21 protein-coding genes are annotated in these 21,013 nt (G+C 43.4%); 6 read left to right on the top strand and 15 right to left on the bottom strand.

Annotated elements, in window-relative coordinates:
• Positions 1-37 precede the first annotated feature (37 nt).
• From J2X75_RS06150 to J2X75_RS06135, 4 genes are all read right to left on the bottom strand, one after another.
• Positions 38-925 carry a carbohydrate ABC transporter permease gene (locus J2X75_RS06150; RefSeq protein ID WP_076211802.1) on the bottom strand — a complete coding sequence of 296 codons (888 nt, stop codon included), beginning with the start codon at positions 923-925 and terminating at the stop codon, positions 38-40.
• A 15-nt stretch (positions 926-940) separates the two neighbouring features.
• Positions 941-1,930 (bottom strand): ABC transporter permease, encoded by a 990-nt coding sequence (locus J2X75_RS06145; protein WP_206099103.1) that lies wholly within the window; start codon positions 1,928-1,930, stop codon positions 941-943.
• Between the two features lie 120 nt (positions 1,931-2,050).
• Positions 2,051-3,073 (bottom strand): LacI family DNA-binding transcriptional regulator, encoded by a 1,023-nt coding sequence (locus J2X75_RS06140; protein ID WP_307536926.1) that lies wholly within the window; start codon positions 3,071-3,073, stop codon positions 2,051-2,053.
• Between the two features lie 180 nt (positions 3,074-3,253).
• Positions 3,254-3,598, bottom strand: coding sequence for a thioredoxin family protein (locus tag J2X75_RS06135; RefSeq protein ID WP_105598585.1), 345 nt, complete (start codon positions 3,596-3,598; stop codon positions 3,254-3,256).
• A gap of 118 nt (positions 3,599-3,716) precedes the next feature.
• Between J2X75_RS06135 and J2X75_RS06130 the strand changes: the two genes are divergently transcribed.
• Positions 3,717-3,854: a hypothetical protein gene (locus tag J2X75_RS06130; protein ID WP_017688678.1), complete on the top strand. Its 138-nt coding sequence runs from the start codon at positions 3,717-3,719 to the stop codon at positions 3,852-3,854.
• Between the two features lie 79 nt (positions 3,855-3,933).
• Here the strand turns inward: J2X75_RS06130 and J2X75_RS06125 are convergent, their stop codons facing one another.
• Both J2X75_RS06125 and J2X75_RS06120 read right to left on the bottom strand, forming a co-directional pair.
• A complete protein-coding gene (locus J2X75_RS06125) occupies positions 3,934-4,236 on the bottom strand; it encodes a DUF3817 domain-containing protein (protein WP_306068467.1) in 303 nt (100 codons plus the stop codon).
• 197 nt (positions 4,237-4,433) lie between these two features.
• The gene (locus J2X75_RS06120; protein WP_310335020.1) at positions 4,434-5,402 is read right to left on the bottom strand and encodes a LacI family DNA-binding transcriptional regulator; all 969 of its coding nucleotides are present in this window, start codon (positions 5,400-5,402) and stop codon (positions 4,434-4,436) included.
• A gap of 158 nt (positions 5,403-5,560) precedes the next feature.
• Here J2X75_RS06120 and J2X75_RS06115 point away from each other — a divergent pair, with 158 nt between their 5' ends.
• Entirely contained in the window at positions 5,561-6,994 is a 1,434-nt protein-coding gene (locus J2X75_RS06115; RefSeq protein ID WP_150367382.1) for a glycoside hydrolase family 1 protein, read from the top strand.
• Positions 6,995-7,183: 189 nt separating this feature from the next.
• On the opposite strand, the gene J2X75_RS06110 is transcribed toward J2X75_RS06115, so the two are convergent.
• From J2X75_RS06110 to J2X75_RS06095, 4 genes are all read right to left on the bottom strand, one after another.
• On the bottom strand, positions 7,184-7,786 hold the full coding sequence (locus J2X75_RS06110) for a sugar O-acetyltransferase (protein ID WP_310336666.1): 603 nt from the start codon (positions 7,784-7,786) through the stop codon (positions 7,184-7,186).
• A 38-nt stretch (positions 7,787-7,824) separates the two neighbouring features.
• The gene (locus tag J2X75_RS06105) at positions 7,825-8,391 is read right to left on the bottom strand and encodes a sugar O-acetyltransferase (RefSeq protein ID WP_310335019.1); all 567 of its coding nucleotides are present in this window, start codon (positions 8,389-8,391) and stop codon (positions 7,825-7,827) included.
• A 219-nt stretch (positions 8,392-8,610) separates the two neighbouring features.
• On the bottom strand, positions 8,611-9,774 hold the full coding sequence (locus J2X75_RS06100) for an MFS transporter (protein WP_133384624.1): 1,164 nt from the start codon (positions 9,772-9,774) through the stop codon (positions 8,611-8,613).
• 126 nt (positions 9,775-9,900) lie between these two features.
• Positions 9,901-10,653 carry a TrmB family transcriptional regulator gene (locus J2X75_RS06095; RefSeq protein WP_091030952.1) on the bottom strand — a complete coding sequence of 251 codons (753 nt, stop codon included), beginning with the start codon at positions 10,651-10,653 and terminating at the stop codon, positions 9,901-9,903.
• Between the two features lie 206 nt (positions 10,654-10,859).
• On the opposite strand from J2X75_RS06095, the gene J2X75_RS06090 reads away from it, so the two are divergent.
• Together J2X75_RS06090 and J2X75_RS06085 are read left to right on the top strand one after the other, a co-directional pair.
• Positions 10,860-10,988: a DUF4023 family protein gene (locus tag J2X75_RS06090; protein ID WP_047842809.1), complete on the top strand. Its 129-nt coding sequence runs from the start codon at positions 10,860-10,862 to the stop codon at positions 10,986-10,988.
• 95 nt (positions 10,989-11,083) lie between these two features.
• Complete coding sequence (locus tag J2X75_RS06085; RefSeq protein ID WP_310335011.1) at positions 11,084-11,344, top strand: hypothetical protein; 261 nt, start codon at positions 11,084-11,086, stop codon at positions 11,342-11,344.
• Between the two features lie 81 nt (positions 11,345-11,425).
• On the opposite strand, the gene J2X75_RS06080 is transcribed toward J2X75_RS06085, so the two are convergent.
• From J2X75_RS06080 to J2X75_RS06060, 5 genes are all read right to left on the bottom strand, one after another.
• Positions 11,426-13,069, bottom strand: a complete 1,644-nt coding sequence (locus J2X75_RS06080) for an extracellular solute-binding protein (protein ID WP_310335010.1) — start codon at positions 13,067-13,069, stop codon at positions 11,426-11,428.
• 119 nt (positions 13,070-13,188) lie between these two features.
• Entirely contained in the window at positions 13,189-14,868 is a 1,680-nt protein-coding gene (locus J2X75_RS06075) for a response regulator (RefSeq protein ID WP_310335009.1), read from the bottom strand.
• A gap of 4 nt (positions 14,869-14,872) precedes the next feature.
• The gene (locus J2X75_RS06070) at positions 14,873-16,621 is read right to left on the bottom strand and encodes a sensor histidine kinase (RefSeq protein WP_307536944.1); all 1,749 of its coding nucleotides are present in this window, start codon (positions 16,619-16,621) and stop codon (positions 14,873-14,875) included.
• Between the two features lie 95 nt (positions 16,622-16,716).
• A complete protein-coding gene (locus J2X75_RS06065; protein ID WP_091016624.1) occupies positions 16,717-17,607 on the bottom strand; it encodes a carbohydrate ABC transporter permease in 891 nt (296 codons plus the stop codon).
• Positions 17,608-17,622: 15 nt separating this feature from the next.
• Positions 17,623-18,528, bottom strand: a complete 906-nt coding sequence (locus tag J2X75_RS06060) for an ABC transporter permease (protein ID WP_310335005.1) — start codon at positions 18,526-18,528, stop codon at positions 17,623-17,625.
• 312 nt (positions 18,529-18,840) lie between these two features.
• On the opposite strand from J2X75_RS06060, the gene J2X75_RS06055 reads away from it, so the two are divergent.
• Complete coding sequence (locus J2X75_RS06055) at positions 18,841-19,506, top strand: potassium channel family protein (protein ID WP_091016628.1); 666 nt, start codon at positions 18,841-18,843, stop codon at positions 19,504-19,506.
• Positions 19,490-20,887 carry a TrkH family potassium uptake protein gene (locus tag J2X75_RS06050; protein WP_310335002.1) on the top strand — a complete coding sequence of 466 codons (1,398 nt, stop codon included), beginning with the start codon at positions 19,490-19,492 and terminating at the stop codon, positions 20,885-20,887. The genes J2X75_RS06055 and J2X75_RS06050 overlap by 17 nt, the downstream gene beginning before the upstream one ends.
• The last annotated feature ends 126 nt before the right edge of the window (positions 20,888-21,013 follow it).

Genomic DNA, 21,013 nt, shown 5'->3' with positions numbered 1-21,013 from the left:
GTTTTTGTTCCTCCTCATATTGGGGTATTTGTTTCTTCTATTCCTTGACCGCACCCAGCATCATTCCCGAGATAAAGTATCTCTGAACAATGGGATAGATCAGCACGATCGGGAGTGTTGTAATGACAATGGTGGCCAACTGCACCCCTTTTGTCGTTGTTTCGATTACAGCCGAACCCCCAACATTTTGCATGGATTGGGTCTGGGACTGAACGATAATCTCATACAACATCATCTGGAGTGGATACAGTGACTGATCCGTAATGTATAACTTGGTTGTCATGAAGTCGTTCCATTGCCCCACCCCATTAAATAGCGCAATCGTAGCCATAGCCGGCATGGAGAGTGGAATGAAGATTTTCAGGAAAATATGCCAATCCCCTGCGCCGTCAATCTTGGCCGATTCTTCCAGAGAATCCGGGACATTTCGGAAGAAATTCATCAGAATCACGACATCATAGAAGCTGAACAATGCCGGGATAATGTACACCCAGAAGCTGTTAAGCAAGCCAAGTGATTTGATTAATAGGTATGTCGGGATCATGCCGCCCGAGAAGAACATTGTAATAACACCCATGGCAACATATAATTTACGGCCTCTTATGTACTTTTTGCTCAGACCGTAACCAACCATGGCACAAAAGAACACATGTGTAACAACGCCGATCGTTGTTTTGGACACCGATATGAAGAATGCCTGCCAGATGCCCTGATCATTGAATACCGCTCTGTAATTCTCCAACGAGAATTCCGGTGACCAGAAGATGAACCCACCTTCCGCTAACGCTTTTCCTGAACTAAAGGAAGAGATGATGACATTCCAGAGCGGAACCAGAATAACGACCGTACAGATGATTAGCAAAATCATGTTTAAGGTATCAAAGATCCGACTATCGAGATCTTCTTTTGCCACCTTTCCATTCACGCGGGATGCCTCCTTCTACAACACAGATTGATTATCGTTTAATTTGCTTGTGATTTTGTTTGCCGTGACGAGTAGAATGACAGAGATGATTGAGACACCCAAGCCAACGGCCGTTGCATATGAAAAGTCACCCTGAGACATCCCCATACGATAGACGTAAGAATTGATGACTTCCGCTTTATCGCGGTTTTGGGAGTTCATGAGAACCAGGGTCTGATCCAGATTCGACCCTAATAAACCGCTTACAGTTAGAATCAGATTCAGGCTGATAATGGATCTCATATTAGGCAATGTGATATTCCATATCTGTCTGAGACGGCTTGCACCATCGATTTTGGCCGCTTCATAATACGTAGGATCAATCTTTGCCATGATCGCCAGATACAGAATCGTTCCCCAGCCTGCTTCTTTCCAAATATCCGATAAGGTAGCAATCCACCAATACTTGCCTGCATCCAGCAAAATGTTCTGCGGTTGCGAGATTACTCCCAGACTAAGCAACAACTGGTTAAATAAGCCCGTTGTTGAAAACCAGGTGATCAGCATTCCCCCAAGTACAATCCAGGACAAAAAGTGAGGTAAGTATGAAACCGTTTGCACAAACTTCTTGAATCGTCCGCTGTTTAACTCGTAGATCATGATCGCGAGAATGATGGGAATGACAAACCCGATACCTAATTTCAAAAAACTGATCCCCAGCGTATTCACGACTGCATCCCAGAAGTATTTATCTGATAAAATGATTCTGAAATTATCAAGCCCTACCCAAGGAGCGGTTGCCAGCGTATCAATGACCGTGTAATTTTTGAAGGCAATTGTCAATCCGTAAATCGGGATGTAACAAAAAATAATCATAAAGATAATGCCCGGGATAATCATCGATTGAATCTCCCATTGTCTCCGATAATCGACTATGAATTCTTTAATCCGTTGCCCGATGGGTTTCTTCCCATTGGGACTGATCGCATTTTTACCGGTTGATGTCTCTACGGCTAATTTATCCACGTTTTTTTTACTCCCCTCCATCATGCATGCATGTTTATAAAAACGTTTTTATTTTTCGACACAAAAAACCCCTTTATTTATATTTATGTAAAAAAAGACCGGAGAAGACGCTGAATCAACTTATGTACGGTAGTCTTTCCGGTCGATCTTCACATGGCTTGAACCTCTCACCACCAACTCACCCGCCAATTTTTGCGCAGACCCTTGTTCATTCTCCTTGATCATACCCACCAGTTGATTAATTGCCAGGATACCCTGTCTTGCAATTTGATTTCTTACCGTTGTGAGCGGTGGAGAGAAATACTGTGCGATATCAATATCGTCAAAACCCACGACACTAACATCTTGAGGCACTTCAAAACCCTCAGACTTCAACGCATGCATACAGCCAATTGCACTCAAGTCATTCCCTGCAAGAAATGCATCAGGCCGCTTGCCGGGGTGCAAATGAAGAAAAGATTTTATAGCACTATATGTGCTATCCTCCTCAAAATACCCCTGTATAATGTAATCTTCATCGATTGGAAGCTGGTATTCATGCAGGGCAGCCAGATAGCCATCTCTACGTTGCACACTATCAAACATCGTGTCCACACCCGAAATATAAGCAATTTTCTTGTGCCCAAGCCCAATCAAATACTTGGTTGCTTCGTAAGCAGCCACATACGAGTCAAAAATGACACTTCCCATCGTATCGCTCTGATAGACCCGATCCAGAAAAACAGCCTTGATCTTATCTTTCTCCATGGCGATAATATCTTGTTCATCGATCCGAAGCTCTTCGTAGATAATGACACCATCCACCCGCCGACCCAGAATATTACTCATAATAACGTGTTTATCCTTGGTCACAAATACATTCAGCCCGTACCCAAGACGATCACATTCGCGAGACATCGACTCAACCAGCTTATAGAAATACGGGCCCGATACACTTGTAGTGAAAAAACCGAGCATTTTGGTTTGACCGGACTTCAACAGCTTGCCGTTCAGATTAGGCACATAATTTAAACGCTCTGCCACCTTGAGAACATGTGATTTTGTCTCCGGGTTCAAGACATCTACACCATTTAAAGCGTTGGAGACTGTAGAGATGGATACGCCTGCTTCCCTTGCTACATCTTTAATCGTTATCTTTGCCATAAGTTTTGTTCCTTTACTATAAAAACGTTTTTATAATGTTTAAATTATCATAAAACCGTTTTCATGGCAACACTTTAATTTGCGAGCTCAGGCATCATGCACTTTATTCATAGCTATACGCCACTGCGGGCACAAAAAAACGGCTCATGTATGAGCCGCCGTTCCTGTAGTTTTAGCTTTCTATTCCTCATCCTGGACATACATGGAGTGAATCTGTTGCAGTTGCTCTTCCAGACGTTCCAAGCGAACAAAACGATCCGCTCGAATATATTCCTTCTGCTCCACAAGCATGATCATTGTTGGAACGGTAAAAATAAGAAACTTGGACGCAACCTCTTCCACTTCATTAGCATTAATGTGACCCAGGTATATCGATGGATAAGGTTCAAGCAACGTCCTGATCTTGGGGAGTAAAGCATGACATACACTACACTCTGGACGAGATACATACAAAAAAACCAATTCATGTTGTTGAATAGTTTCTTCAACCATTTCTATGGATGTTAACTCATGAATATCTTTCATAGAAGCTCAACCCTTTCAGTCATTCAGTAGCTTGCTCGTTTAAACTTTTTCTTTTCAAGTATAACCTATGTGCGTTAGAATCAAATGGAATATATCCCCATATGAAAGAGGTTATGGTATGAAAAAATCATTCTTATTTCTGTTCACTGCCCTGGTTGTTGTTACTTCCTTCTCGGCGTATACGCCTGTGTCGAATGCCTCTGGTGATATTGGAGTAAGCCTGCTGTCCGATCGTCAGCAAGGTACTGTAAAGTAGTACTTGTACAGAAAGTAACAGGCGACAATTCGGATAACATCTGAATTAGTCGCCTGCTTTCATTTAGTCATATTGATTTTTATTTCCAATCTCTCTTCCGAAGATAAGATTCAAATACAAAAGTTCCAAACGGCAATAGACCGGCGAGTCCACCCATCAGCCAACGTGTTATCTTCCACTTTTTCACAAGAGCCAAATGCACTAGAGCAATAAGGTACAAAGGAAACAAAATACCATGAATCATGCCCATTACGGCTACAGCGGAAGAGATATCTGCAAAATATTTCAGAGGCATGGCAATAAAAATCAACAGAAGTAAGGATACGCCCTCCCATATGCCCGCAATTCTGAATCGGCCTGTCACTGTTTTCATAAAGTCCATTCTCACCTTTCCTGCTAATCGTTTGTGAAATATGTAACTTGTAACATGATACAAAAAACCTCACGCCACATCTCCGTACAGATATGTCGTTCAGAAGCTCATCTTCAGTATAACGTATGAGTTTGACTCGAAGATGCTTCAAATTTGAATAATTATTGAATCCATAAAACCAGATTCCCACATCAGGTCTTATGGATTCAAGTCGTCTCACGCTCAATCAGCTGGTATGTCAGCTGTTCGGTCTGCAACTCCGTTTTACCCAATACGGCCCACAATTGGTGGAAAGCCTGGGTGGCTTGCTCCGCAATCGGATTGTGTATGGTCGTGATTCCAAGAACACGGGAAAGCTCGATATCATCAAACCCCACAATGGCAAGTTGTTCCGGTACCTGAATATTCCGTCTGCGTGCTTCACTCAGAATGCCGATAGCTGCATAATCATTCGAACATAATACTGCCTGTGGAAGTTCTGGCCCCTCAGCCATTCTTCGCATCGCTTCTTCGCCATCGGAGGAGCTAAATACGGAATATTGATATGCTTCAGTCCACACATGCAACCCTCTGCTCTTCATGAAAGATTCATAGGCTTCACGGCGGCTCTGGGTATTCAGACTTTCAGCCCTTCCGAATGCATTCGCAATTCGAGTGTATCCTCTTGTTACCAGATGCTCCAGAGCTAACTTATACCCCTCTGCCTGATCCATCGCAACAGACGGAATCTCGTCATTCCCCATTCGCTGCCAGGAGACAATGGGCCCATACTCCATATAAGCCTTTAATTTCCGAGGGTCATTGACACAAGCAATAATAACTAGCCCATCTACTCGTTTACTGCGCAGATCTTCGAATGCCTGCAATTCAATCTCCGGATCTCCACGGGATGTATAGATAATCGTCTGAAACCCAAAATCCATGGCTGTATCAATGAATTGATTCATGAATGTAAGAATGATTTCACCTGTGGTAGAGGTCACAATTCCAATCTGCTTTGTTTGCCCTGTAGATAACGATACCGCATTCCGGTTGGGAATATAATTCAACTGTTTCATAATATCCGTTATGATCTGTCTTGCTTCATCACTAACATGCGGAGAATGATTAATCACTCGTGACACTGTCGCTTTTGAGTAACCGGACCGCTTCATAATTTCATCAAACTTGGACATCGGAGACTCCCTTCTTGCTAACGAACTATAGAATAATAGTATGCCTTAATTTGAGGTCAAAAGTAAAACTTGACGTGTAACCCGTTACAACGTTTAAGCTTTTTTTATGTCATACATGAATCATCTTAAATATAAATTTGATGAATGGAGCGATACACATGAGTAACTCTCAAAATCATATCTATCAATTCCCGGAAAATTTCCTGTGGGGTGGCGCAATTGCAGCCAACCAGGCTGAAGGTGCATACAATCAAGGCGGCAAAGGATTATCTACTCAGGATGTAGCTCCCAAAGGCATCATGGGTCCAATCACGGAAGAACCAACCGAAGATAACATGAAACTGATCGGTATCGATCTGTATCATCGCTACAAGGAAGATGTAAAACTGTTTGCCGAGATGGGCTTCAAGGTATTCCGTACTTCCATCGCCTGGTCCCGAATTTTTCCAAAAGGGGACGAGCTGGAACCAAATGAAGAAGGTCTGCAATTCTACGACGATCTGTTTGACGAGTGTCACAAATACGGGATAGAACCACTGGTTACGCTATCCCACTATGAGACACCTCTTCACTTGTCCAAAGAATACGACGGCTGGGTTAACCGAAAAATGGTTGGATTCTATGAGCGTTATGTAACTGCCGTATTTAAACGTTATAAAAACAAAGTAAAATATTGGCTTACTTTTAACGAAATCAATTCGATTCTTGAAGCACCCTTCATGAGTGGAGGCATCTACACGCCGAAGGAAAAGCTTAGCAAGCAAGATCTGTATCAAGCGATCCATCATGAGTTTGTAGCAAGTGCTTCCGCTGTGAAGCTCTGTCATGAGATCATTCCTACGGCACAGATTGGTTGTATGATGCTCAGTATGCCTACCTACCCGCTGACACCGAATCCAGACGATATGATCAAGGTCATGGAATTCGAGCACAGCAACTATTTCTTCGGTGATGTACACGTAAGAGGTCGCTACCCTGGTTATATGAAACGTTACTTCCGTGAAAATGGAATTGAGATTCAGATGGAAGCTGGCGACGAGGAAATGTTGCTGAATACGGTAGACTTCATTTCTTTCAGTTATTACATGAGTATCTGTCAGACAGCAGACCCGGAGAAACAAATCGCAGGTGAAGGTAATCTGCTCGGGGGTGTACCTAACCCTTATCTGCCAGCAAGTGAATGGGGATGGCAGATTGACCCGCAAGGATTGCGTTATGTGCTTAACATGTTCTATGACCGCTATCAAAAACCACTGTTTATTGTAGAAAATGGTCTTGGTGCTGTTGATGAATTGATCACGGGTGCTGACGGCGAGAAAACAGTTGAAGATGACTACCGAATCCAGTATCTAAATGATCATCTGGTTCAAGTTGGTGAAGCTATTGAAGATGGCGTTGAAATTATGGGTTATACATCATGGGGTTGCATTGATGTTGTCAGTGCGTCTTCTGCCCAATTGAAAAAACGTTATGGCTATATCTATGTTGATCGTCATGACGATGGATCAGGAACACTCGAACGTTATCGCAAGAAATCCTTCCATTGGTACAAAGAAGTGATCAGCAGTAACGGGAAAAGTTTGCAGCGTTAAGGTTCCTTAAGCAAATGTAACAGATACATTCTTCTATCCCCCAGACATATCACATGAAAGAGTGTCGGTTATACGATACCATGGCATGTTTTCTGTCTGGGGGATTTTATTTTACAAAAAGAAACACCCGATGATACACATCGGGCATTCTCATTAGCTACTATCACGTTGTTCACTATTTATTCTTCACTATATGTTCTTCACTACATCCCTGCTGTACTTTGTTTTGTCTTCTTCCGTTATCTTGCGGAGGACCCTGCAAGGATTACCCGCAGCAATCACACCAGACGGTATACTCTTGGTCACTACGCTCCCTGCGCCAATGATCGTATTGTCTCCAATGGTCACTCCGGCAAGAACTGTCACACCGCCACCGATCCATACATTATTGCCCACCGTGATGGGTCCAACGATCTCCAGACCTTCATTGCGCTGCTCAACATCATAAGGGTGGCCTGCAGTATAAAATCCGCAATTGGGAGCAACAAAAACGTTATCTCCAAAACTGATTTTTCCTCCATCCAGCATGACAATATTATGATTGCTATAGAAGTTCTCACCAATTTCAATATTATAGCCGTAATCACAAACAAATGGCTGTTCAATCAGGAAACGATCTGTCGTTTTCCCCAGCAGTTTCTTGATTAACGCTTCTCTTTCATTAATCTTCCCTGGATGAAGCTGGTTGTATTCGTAACAAAGCCCTTTGGCATGTAAACGCTCTTCAATTAACTCTTGATCATAATTGGCGTTATACAAGAGCCCTAATTGGGATTTTTCTTTTTCAGTCATCATTTCGTAAGCACTTCCCATCTTCTGTCTAAAATAAATTAAAGCTCAATCTCTCTAATGATTCTAGCAGGATTACCGCCTACAATCATATTATCCGGAACATCCTTTGTAACCACCGACCCGGAAGCAATGACTACGTTGTCTCCAATGGTCACACCCGGATTAATAACGGCTCTACCACCAATCCATACATTATTGCCAATCGTGACTGGCTTGCCATATTCTGCACCCGTATTGCGTTCATGCGGATGGAGTGGATGAGTAGCCGTATAGATATGTACATCTGGCCCCATTAAGCAATGGTCTCCAATACGAACTTCACACACATCTAATATCGTACAGTTAAAATTGGTATAAAAATGATTGCCTACATGAATGTTATATCCATAATCCACATGAATATTAGGTTCCATACTCAGGTATTCACCTGTAGATCCCAACAGTTCCTTCAATAACTTGGTGCGTAGCTCACCGTCCGTTTCCGTCGTTTGATTGAACGTCCGCGTCATTTTCCTTGCATACTCTCTGTCCTCAGTCAATTGAAGATCCGAAGCCAAGTACAGCTCGCCATCCAGCATTTTTTGTTTTTCTGTTTTCGTAGTCATGATCACCGCTCCCTCAATACACATCATGTAATTCAACATTAAATAACACTTTTAAAAACTATTTTAATTATATAGATTACCATGAATTAAGCAAGTTTTGCTCGATATGAAAATGGTTTAATCTACTGACGCGTACTCTAGCGAAACAGCAAAAAAACCTCTACACCCATTAAACTATGGGAATGCAGAGGTTCAAGCTTTTTGTCTAATTTCTTTATTCTAAGCAACCGCCTGAACGGTTTTTTCCTTAACGCTAATGGCATAGATGGCAGACACCAAACCAAGCAAAATCAGAACAGAACCAACCCATCCGGTGTTCAGAATCGATGAATGATCAATCACCATGCCGCCGATATAGGTACCCAGTGCAATACCTGCATGTGCAATACCTGAGTTGGTGCTGATTAGAGTTTCAGCTGTTTCCGGCGACGTTTTGATAATGAGACTATTCTGTACAGGTGTAACCGTCCAGCTCAGTGCACTCCAGATGCTTAACAGCAGCAAGAAGACGATCAAAGGCAAGCCCACACTGAACGGAATGACAGCCATACTCACGATAAAGGGAATCAGCACAATGACTATTGCTTTAGCAGGGTGCAGACGATCGGATAACATGCCCCCTATGCCTCCCCCTGCAACAGCGGCGATCCCAAACATCATATAGATAAAGGTAACCATCGTCGCGCTGGCACCCAGCGTTTCTTGCAGAAATGGTGTGAAATACGCATATAAAGTCAAGTGACCAGCAAGTACAAGCAAAGTCGTAGCATGGATCGCCAACATTTTTGGATTCCACAGAGCCGTAAGCTGTTTCTTCAAGGATACAGCAGGAATAGGCTGCACACGGTCCATTGCAATCCAGATGGCTACCATAACCACTGCAGTCAGAATAGCAATCAGCATAAACACCTCACGCCAACCTGCCAAGTTACCTACAAAGATACCAAGTGGTACACCCAGGATAAGTGATGCACTGCCTCCCATCGTAATAATCCCCACGGCGCGTCCTTTATACTGTGGTTCCACAATGCGCGCTGCAAGGGTCAGGGAGAGCACAAAAATAAGGGAACCTGTTGCGGCTCCGAGTGCTCTACCTGCCATCAGCATATAAAAGCTGGTACTGAACGCAGAGATCAGATTACTGATTAGAAATACAAGCAGCGTACACATATATACTTTTTTACGCTCGAATCTGGCCGTCATATTTAATAAAATCGGCGCAGACAACGCATAGACAAGTGAGAAAATAGAGATTAAATACCCGGCTTTCGCCAGGGAAAGATGAAGATCAGTAGCAATCAGGTCCAGAATTCCGCCCAAGATCAGTTCAACGGTTCCGACCACAAATGCTGCGATAGCAAGCACATATACTTTCTTATTCATTTTTGAATCCTCCTCAAAAGTTACAACTACGATAGTAACCCATAATATTGAAAGTTTCAATAGTTATTTTCATAATTGTTTTCAAACAAAAATATAACAAAAAAACTACCCTCCAAGAGAATAGTTTTAATAAATCAATCTGGTGAGCAGTTTCTCGATTTCAGCATCCTGTAACAGTTGGTCACCGTATTTTTTGGTAATCTGAGTAAGGGCAACATCATGGTAGAAATAATCAGTCATCGCTTTAACAATCGGTTTGGACATCGTCTTGATAGCTCGCCATGAATCGTGCTCCACACCGGCAAACAGCAAATACGCATGATCCACAATAAGCAGCTGTGAAGGTTCCGGTGCATCAAGCAATGGAATCAACGAGTATATCCGGTTTAAGGATGTCTCCATTCCCCCAACGGCAAGCACTTCAACGTACACGCCCTGCCTTTCCTTCTGCTCCAGCAGTTCACGATATTTCTCCATTCGCTCATTCCAGGCCAGAAAAAGTATCGATGAATCTGCTTCCTCGATAAGCTGTTCGATATTCGATGCGATGGACGACTCATCTTTTAACGTCCAGATATGTTCATCCGTAAATGTACGTTTGATTTTGTAACTCTTCAATTCCTCAATATCTTTCTCAAAATCAGCCTTGATCTTATGAATAATGGACTGTAAATCCACAGCCATATATAGTTTTTTCTTCCCATCCATCGTTGTCAGCACCGTTCCCTTGTCGATCAGGCGATTAAGTACTTCATAAATTTTAGCTTTGGGAACGTTGGAGTAATTTACAATCGATGTGGCATCAAGCGGTTCATCCTGCGCAAATATAGCCTCGTATACCTGACTTTCATATTGTGTAAACCCGAATTTCTGCAACATGGTTTGGATCGGCGCATCCCTTCTTAGTGTGTCTGATCTATCTAGTTTAGACGCATGAACTTCCCATGTCCAGTATGTCCCAACTGACCTAAGCATGTGGAATCAAAATTAAATTTAGCGATGTCACCAAAATAAAATCACTTTCCAGTGGTTATATTAACAATCGGGAATACACATTTTGCTTGTGGAAGGAGCTGTAATTTAAAATGGAAAGTACTCAAGATTTTGTGAAGAAAGTTAACGAAAATGCCGAAAAAGCGCGTCACAATAAAAACAATGGCAAGGGAACGCCAGGGGACAAGTTGCCATCCAAACAGCACTCAACGAATAAGTAGAGTCTATTTATTAAACATCATGTCTTCCGTCTAACACCCTTTTCTCTACTTTTCATCTACTATTAAGAACCTTTAATAGAAAAGAGATGATTAGTATGGCTCGTGTCAATGCTGTTCCACAACCGGATCTGGCATTAATTTATTGGTCTAGAAATCCGCTCATTCCCGGTTCTGCGCGCAGAATCCAAAGTGTACGCGTGATTGGTAATACGTCTCCATGTACATTCACACTGGTTCCCGGTGCATTACTGATTAATGCATTAAACTGTTTGTTGGACAATGATATTGGATTCAAAGTGGTGTACCGCCAGAAAACGTCAGCGATCAGTGGAGTTCTGTTATTGAAACGCAAATGATCAGCATCAAAAAATGGTGCCTCCCTTTAGGAGCGCACCATTTTTTCATTTTTCATTCTTGGATTATATCAATTAGTCCTTCTATTGGTTAGCTGCGATGGTATCATTTACTTCTTGTGTGATCTGATCCCCGCCAAGTTTCTTCCAATTCGCAACAAAGTTATCGAACTCGTCAATCGACAAGTTACCATAGATGATTTTCAGAAACGTCTCGGCTCTCAGTTTATCCAGTGTAGCTTGCTTCGTATTCATTGTTCTCGTCGGTGCATAGATGAATTCATTCATGACAATGAGGTCATTATCCCGATAATATTTAATCACACCTTGTGAACTCTCTGGGCCAAAGATACGCTCCATATGCCACTTGTCGAGATTCCCATTCCGATAATCCATAATATCGTCATAGAACAGCTTCGCTTCGAGCTCCAATCCGGACGTATCTCCTGTTTTGAGCGCCTGCTCTACTTCATCCTGCGCCTTCACATTTTTGTTGGCTGGCAGGTTGGAGACCGTTGCATTATGAAAACCAAGACCTGTCAGTCCATTCAAATAAGCAGCCCGTTCTTCCTTGGCAGACTCACCGAACATTTTTTCAGCCTGGAAATTAAGAAGTTTAATCAACGCTTCTGGATGCTCGTAGCCTTTACGAACGGCAAATATACCGCCCAGACTAAGATGATTCTGTGTTTTGGCTGGCTGATCATCAATCGATTGAACCGGGTAAGCCATCCAGTCGATGTTTTTGTCTTTTTTAATCATGCTGCTAACCTGAAAAGGTGCCCATTGTGGCAGGAAGAACATGCCTGACTTGCCTGCATTCACATCCTCCATCATTTTAGCAAAATCCTTCACGCCAAATTCGGGATCAAGCACACCCTTCTGATACAGAGTCTGAAGCTCACGTAATCCTTCTTTCACTTCGGGTTGGATCGTCCCATTCACGACTTGACCTGAAGCATCCTTAATCCAGGTTTCGAGATAACCATGATAGCCAAGCAAGAACGCGTTGATAGGTAAATCCTTGTTTAAGGCGATACCGTACGTATCATCTTTGCCATTTCCGTCTGGATCTTCGAAGGTAAAGGCTTCCGCAATCTGGATGACATCCTGCATGGATTTGGGCGCTTCAAGACCAACCCTTTTTAACCAATCCTGACGAATCCAGATCATATCTGAGGAATCCAGCGAGCCTGGGAAACTCACCATGGCGTATATTTTGCCATCCTTGGTTACCGGCTTCAAACCTGCTCCATCTTCAGCAGACATAAACTCCTTAACCAGTTCGGATGCATACTTGTCATATACTTCGGTCAGATCCTCCAGCATCCCTGCTTCATGCAGTTGTTCGAATTGAACAGCACTCACTTTCAGTACATCCGGCAGATCACCACTCGCGAGCGTAACATTCATCTTATCGTTATAATTGGCATCCGGAACAATCCATTCATACGTGACATCAATACCGAGTTCATCCTTGTACCCTCTGGTCCAGATGTTATTAGCGTGTGTATCTCCTTGCGCAAGCGATTCTTTCCCTGTTTCATTCATGGTGGAAGTCAATTTAATGGGTGGGTCATATTTCGTAAGTGGTCCTCCCGCATCCTGCTGTGTGTTCGGTTCAGCTTCATTCTCGGCACTTCCCGCACCAGATGAACAGGCAGCAAGTGTGGTGGCCAGTACCATGGTTAATGTTAATAATGAGAACTTCTTGAATGATATATTCATGCGAATCCCCCTTTTTTCTCCTCCCGTGAGGTATAATTTTATATTACAAAGAAAGCGCTATCACTTCGAGTGTATCCCGTTGACATCTGGTATCTTTGATTTACCATTTGAGAAATCATTTAACTTTTCTGATCCCGATACTCTTGAGGGGTGCAGCCTGTTGCTTTTTTGAAGAAACGATAAAAATAGTGTTGATCGCTAAATCCAACTTTCGCGGATATTTCATGCATCTTGCAGGAAGAACCCAGAAGCAACTCTTTGCTTCGCTCCACTCTGCGGTCATGGATGTAGTCAGATATGCCTTTGCCGGTAATCCGTTTATACCAACGCGACAGATAAGAAGGGTTAAGCGAGACTTCTTGTGCGATCCGTGTGAGTGAGAGGTCATCCTCCAGATGGTGTTTGATATAATGATGGATCGTGATCAGAATCTGTGATTGGTCGTTTAGGCGGGCATCACTTCGTTTGGAGATCATCCATTCGTATGCCGATTGATAAAAGATGACCAGATCAGACCATGCGGTATGGATGTCAAAATGCAGCATTCGGGAAAGCGATATTTCTTCCATTGCCGATTCATACAACCCCAGTTCGTGCAGGACTTCAATGAGTACATTGGCTGCACCCGTATACGTTTTCATGCGAAAGAACGGATCTTGAAGCCCTTCCTTCGCAGCCTCGGTCCATTTATGGAAGGACTCTATCCATTCCCGATCCCCGGCGGTTATTCGCTGTTTGATCTGATCCAGATGCAGTGTTACAACACCCTGTTGATTCATAATGCTAGGGGTGTAAGGCAATTCATCCTGGATATTTACACGCATGAGTTTCTCCATCCCAAGGCCGGGACTCTCATGAATCGACAGACGCAACTGTGCGATCGCCTGATTAATCCTGCTCCACTCTACCGCCTGCTCGCTGACCATGATGGATACAGACAGGTTCAGGCAGACCGCACAGGATTGCTGCACAGACTCCAATGTGCCATAGACAAAACGAAGGGTCTGTACCCAGCTCTCCAGCTGACTCCCTCGTTCCCCTTGTGTATCAGATACGTATGACGGATACGTCTCTTGCGATTGAATAAAACACGCAATGACCTGAGTGTCCAGATCAATCGCCTTCACCTTAGCCTTGTCTTGCAGCAGCTCCTCCGCAACATTGGCAACGGCATAGCGGATGAGACTGCGATCCGCCTGGGACTGATAGTTGTTCCATTCTTCTACCCGGATGATCACAGGAATAACGAGTTGATCGGATTCGAAAGGTAACTGCACAGCATCCAGTTCTTCCTGAAGTGAAACGATATCATGTCTATCCGTTCGCTTAAGCACATCCAGCAGCAATTGACGCTGTAACTGGGGCAGCGCTCTTGGCAATTTACTGCGAAACCAGGCAGCTTGGTAGCGAAAATCATTTTCTTCCGAGATCTGTGTTAATGCCCGTTCTACCGCGGCCCGAATATGATTCATGCCCTCTGTCTTTAACAGGTAATCAACAACGCACGGATTGCGAATGGCTTGGTGTGCATAATCGAATTCATTATGACCGGTCAGCAAGAGAACTTTGCATCGTGGCCACCGATCCATAATCTGCTCGATCAATTGCATGCCATCCATACCAGGCATACAGATATCGCTGAGTACAATATCAATCTTGACCGAGTTCAGCCAATCGATAGCTTCATAGGCAGAGTAAGCCTTGATTATCTCCATATCCTGAAAGTTCGCCTTTTGAAAGAAAGCATACAGTCCATCTAAAATAACGGGTTCATCATCTACAATAAGCATCCGTTGCATAACGCTACTCCCCTTTCCATGGAATCTTCACTATAATGCACAACCCACCGAGCTCACTTCGCTGCGCTGTAAGACCATAGGCAGCCCCGAATTTGATTCTCAATCGCTGATTCACATTCAAGAGCCCGGTTATCTCTTCGTTTCCATGTTTCCGCTCTATTTCCTCAAAGGCAGATTTCAGGTAATTCAATGTTTCGTCGGTTAACTGATCCCCATCATCCTCAATGCGAATGGATAGGTTGTCCTGATCCTGTTGGTATGAAAGCTGTAAAATCCCTCCCTGACTACGCTTGGCTAGTGCATGCTCGAACACATTTTCCACGATCGGCTGGATAATAACTCTGGGAATCGAAATCATTCTGTACCTTGCATCCAGATCCCCCAATTGCAATTGAATTCTCGAGCCAAACCGGATTTTCTGAATGGATGCATAGACCAGCGCATGATCAATTTCAGCACCCAACGATACCTCTGTATGAGAATCCCGAGACATGTACCTGAAATATTGACCCAGATAGTCGGTGAATTCCTGAATGAGCTCCACATTCTCTACCTCAGCCATCTGCTTGATGCTGAACAGACTGTTGTATAAAAAGTGAGGTTGAATCTGGGATTGCAGATGTTTGAGTTCCGCCTCACTTGTTCGAATCCGCGCAACATAATTCTCATCGATCAAAATATGTAAGCGCTCTATCATATGGTTGAATCGAGAGTATAAATAGCCGAATTCATCCCTTCTGGATGAAGGAATATGTACGCTTGTCTGGCCCTGCTCTGCCATCCTGAATCCTCGAATGAGTACCGCTAGCGGTTGGTGAATTGATCTGTAGATCGAAAACGAGAAGACAATAATGATCACAACCGACATGAAGGTGACCATCCATAACCATACGTTGTATTGTTCCAGCGGCGCACTCAGCACATCCTGCGGTATAGTAGCTGTCAGGGTGAACGAGTGATTCTTATCATGCAACGAATAATAGAGATATGGATCAGATTGAAACTTTGTAACTTGCATGGATTCGGACGGTTCAGGTGAAACTGTTCGAAGCGGTTTAACAGGTGCTGGCTGCTCGGAAGAAGAAATCACTACATGTTGCTGTTCACCAAAACTCAGTGTAATTTCACTTTCGCCTGTTTCCGACAGCTGCTGCAAACGATGTTTCAGTTCTTCAGCAGACAAGCGTATCCCTAATATGAAATTGGGTGGTTCCTCATGGTTCATGTTATATGGATTACTTTTCAGAAAATAGAGATCGTTATTGGAATGTGATAATTCGCCATTCAGATTCCCCATCGTGGCGAGCAGATTCTGCCATTCGTTATCCTCCACGTCGCGAATCCCGTCCGCAGCACTGACCCGTTTGTGTAGAGCAGGAACATAGTACACCACATCACTAATATAGGGACTTGTCACCATGATCTGACCCAGCTTATTGTGGATATTGTTCAGACTGGACGTGACTTCATAGCTGCTCATAATTGCGGCTCGTGTACTTAGTGTGGACATGGTTTCATCAAATGAAAATTCGGTAACCAGCGCACTCATTCGCTCCAATTCGAATTGCAGATGATTATGGTAAAAGTACAATTTGGATTCATGCGCCTTCTCCACCTCCGTCTGCATTTGTTTGGAGCTGACTTGCGTAATCATAATGCTTATCCCATACAAGGGCAGAATGACCAGTACAAAAGCAATCATCAGTTTGACAACAATGGATGACTCTCTCCATCTCCCCCGGATGAATCGCAAAGTTTCCCTCCTCCTTTCCTCACGCTCTCTCATCAATAGCAAAAAAGGAGCCAGAAATCGGCTCCTTCCATCGATCGGTTTTCCTCCTATCGATCTTATCCCTTTACACTTCCGACGACAAGACCATGAACGAAATACCGTTGCAGGAACGGATACACAAGCAGGATCGGAATAACGGACAAAAAGATCTGGGAAGCTTGGGTGGTTCTATCCGATACCTGACTTAAGAGCGTTGCATCTTCCAGCGTCATCATCTCACTCTGAATCATCGTCACCTGCTGCAACATGGACTGAAGATAGGTAGCAAGTGGATAACCTTCCGGACTCTTCATGTAGATCATGCCATCAAACCAGGCGTTCCAGTGTCCCACCATGGCGAACAGTGTAATGGTCGCGATACTGGGCAGAGAGATCGGAAGATAAATGCTGCATAGGGTTCTGAAATGTCCTGCCCCATCCATCCAGGAAGCTTCTTCAAGCTCCTTCGGTAATCCCCGGAAGAAATTAAGCATTAATAGCACATTAAAGATCGGAACAGCACCCGGCAGAATCAGAGCCCAGATGGAATCCAACAAGCCCGCTTCCTTAACCACTAGGTAACCCGGGATCAATCCTCCACTGAATAACATGGTGAATACGAAGATCCAGGCATAGAACGTTCTTGAACGGAATTTCGTAGCCTCTTTAGAGAGTGGATAAGCCACCAGAATGGTGAATACCAAGTTGGTCGTAACCCCCAGTACTACACGAAGAAGGCTTGTGCCAAATGAGTTCAGAAATTGTTGGTTTTCCAGAATGTATTGATAGGAGGACAATGTAAAATCCACTGGCCAGAATGTGACACTTCCCGCTTTGACCGCATCACTTGAACTAAATGAAATCGCTAATATATTCACAATCGGGAACAGGCATAACAAGGCAAGAATCGTCAGGATGACGTAGTTAAACCCTAGAAACCACCGATAGGCTCTTGAAGCGTGGTGCATGACTCTGCCTCCTTTCTAGAATATCCGATAATTCGCGAACCGATAGGCCAAGAAATAACCAAGTCCGATAAAAATGAAGGAAACGACAGATTTGATCAGCCCCAACGCTGTGGATACAGAATACTGTGCATCCTGCAATCCAATCCGATAGATCATCGTATCGAGAATATCTCCTGATTCATACACCAAAGGATTATACAAATTGAACACTTGATCAAAACCGCCGTTGAGTACATTCCCCAGACTAAGCGTTACCATCAAAATTACGATCGGGCGAATGCCTGGCAGTGTGATATGCCATGTCTGCTTCCATCTTCCCGCTCCATCCATAACAGAGGCTTCGTAGAGTGACTTATCAATATTCGTGAGGGCAGCCAGATAGATAATCGTACCAAATCCAAATTCTTTCCATTGGTCTGTGATGACAAGTATGTATGGAAACCACTCGTTACTGGCCAGGAATTGAATCGGGTCAATTCCGAGGGCTTTGAGCAACATATTAACGATCCCCGTGCTGGGAGATAACACATCCACGATGATTCCCGCCAGAATAACCCAAGAGAAAAAGTGAGGCATATAAATTACAGTCTGAATCGTTCTTTTGAAACCTGTCTTGCGAACCTCGTTGAGCAATAAGGCTACAAGTACCGGAATGACCAAGCCGGACACAATTTTCATCGTTGATATAAACACCGTATTCCATACAACTTGCGAGAAACCGGGCAGATCGAACAGATACCTGAAATTATCCCACCCCACCCAGTTCATGTTTTTGAATCCGGCAATGGGAGAGAAATTCTGAAAGGCAATAGAGAGCCCCGCCATCGGAATGTAACCGAATACAATAATAATCAGCAGTCCGGGTAGAATCATAAGATGAAGCGGAACGTTTCGGATAAATTGTTTGTAGTTGGAAAGCATAGCTGACTCCTCCTTCAACGTTTATTATAGGAGCAGCCAGATCACCGCAATAGTGTGGGCTATTTACTTTGGGTATCTTTTGTTGACCCTTTGCACAGTTCAACCGCCATACCAAAAAAAGAAACGAATCAGTTGCAATTCTATTCTTAAGCCATTAGAATGAACTCTTTTGAGATATGCTTAGACATAGACATGGCGGACAGGATTTGCTAACTACGATATGAAACCTTACATTCCAGTGTACGTAATGTAATATTTACCATTAGGGTGTAGAGGAAACTGTTATTTATTTTGATTACAATGAGGGATATTATGAAAAAACAATTTATGGTACTTGGTCTTGGACGATTCGGTTCAAGCTTGACACACACACTCATTAAAAATGGACATGAAGTGCTCGCTGTAGACAAAAGCGAAACTCTTGTTCAGGAGATTTCAACGGTGGCAACCCATGCGGTACAAGCAGATTGCACTGACAAATCAGTCCTTATGGAGCTTGGGGCAAGCAACTTTTCACACGCTATTGTCGCGATCGGCGAAGATCTGCAAGCAAGTATACTAACCACTTTGTTATTGAAAGAACTTAATGTGCCCAAAGTAACAGCCAAAGCAAAAAATGATAACCATGGCAGTGTGCTTAGCAAGATTGGTGCGGACCAGATCGTTTATCCTGAACGTGACATGGCCACAAGGCTGGGAAATCAGCTTAGCTCAGACAACATTATTGATTCCATTGAATTGTCTTCAGATTATAATCTGGTCGAGATCAAAGCTCCCTTAAGTATGAATCAGAAGACATTGCTAGAACTCAATATTCGGGCTGAATATGGATGTACTGTTATCGCCATCAAAACAGGGAATAACCTGAATATCTCACCCATGGCGGAAGACACAGTCCGTGCGGGAGATATGCTCTTGTTAATAGGTAGTAACGATGACATTCGAAATCTGGAGAGCGATTATGAGCCAAAGAGATAAACGCGTGATGGGAACTCCGACTCTGACAAACATTGAATCGATTGTAAACAAGTTGAAAAATAATATGAGCCCTCCACAACTCATCATGATGATCTTCTTCACTCTCATCTGGATCGGAGCCATATTGCTTGCACTGCCGATATCTTCAAGTACCGGGAATTCCATCGGTTTACTTGATGCCTTGTTCACAGCAACCTCCGCTATATGTGTAAATGGGCTGATTGTCTTGGATACAGGGAGTGTCTTTTCAACATTCGGACAGGTCATCATCATGATTTTAATTCAGGTTGGTGGACTGGGTTTCATGACACTAGGTGTAATGGTTGCCATTATTCTGGGGAAACGGATTGGTTTGAAACAGAGGCTTCTTATTCAACAAGCCACCAATACCTCCTCTGCTCAAGGTCTGGTTAAGCTATCCATGTATATTGTACTTATAGCCTTTGCTTTTGAAGCTCTGGCTACCGTGGTTCTTACATTGCGCTGGCAGAGCGATTTGGGATGGGGACAAGCTTTCTATTACGCCATATTCCATTCCATCTCTGCCTTCAATAATGCGGGTTTCTCTCTTTGGAGTGATAGCCTTACCCCATTTGTTGGTGACCCAATTGTTAATCTTACAGTCATTACGCTCTTTATCATTGGCGGCTTAGGTTATATTGTGGTTGTGGATGTATTCCGCAAACGTTCATGGAGAAAGCTCTCCCTTCACTCAAAAATTGTGTTAATCGGTAGTTTTTCTCTGTACTTGTTTGGATTTCTCACCATTTTTTTACTCGAGAGTTGGAATCCTTCTACGTTTGCTGATTTATCTTACAGTGAACGTATATGGGCTTCTCTATTTCAGGGTACTGCTCCTCGAAGCTCTGGATTCAATACCATTGACATTGGAAGTATGTTGGCCACATCCCAATTTTTCATTATTATCCTAATGTTCATTGGGGCTTCTTCCGGCGGAACAGGTGGAGGAATTAAAATCAATACTTTTGTGGTCCTTGTTCTTGCGACCATACAAACATTTCGGGGCGGCGGACAGATTCATGCTTTTGAGCGTAAAATTGCAGAAGAAACAGTAATGCGTGCACTCGCTGTTGTCTTAAGTTCTCTCGCCTTTGTGCTTGGGATCTCCATTCTGCTATCCATATCCGAAGGCATTCTTGAAAATCATTTTCTGGATGTTCTGTTTGAAGCCACTTCAGCATTTAGCACCACTGGACTCTCGATGGGTCTGACAAGTGAGTTGAGTGTTACCGGTAAAATTATAGTCTCTATTACGATGTTTGCAGGACGATTGGGACCCTTAACTCTGGCTTTTGCACTGGCTCAGAAGAAACGCACATCCAAAATCGGTTATGCAGAGGACCATGTCCTTATTGGTTAACATTCCTGACTACTGACATGTTAATCTTATTGCGGAAAAGTAATTCCTTTTTATTTCAAAACAAGTTCAATAGCAAAACGCCCCCTTATCGCAAACGACAGATGTCTGCTTAAGGGGGCCTTTATT

Source organism: Paenibacillus sp. 2003, assembly GCF_031455635.1.
GTDB lineage: Bacteria > Bacillota > Bacilli > Paenibacillales > Paenibacillaceae > Paenibacillus > Paenibacillus amylolyticus_B.
This window is presented reverse-complemented; position numbering and strand designations above follow the sequence as displayed.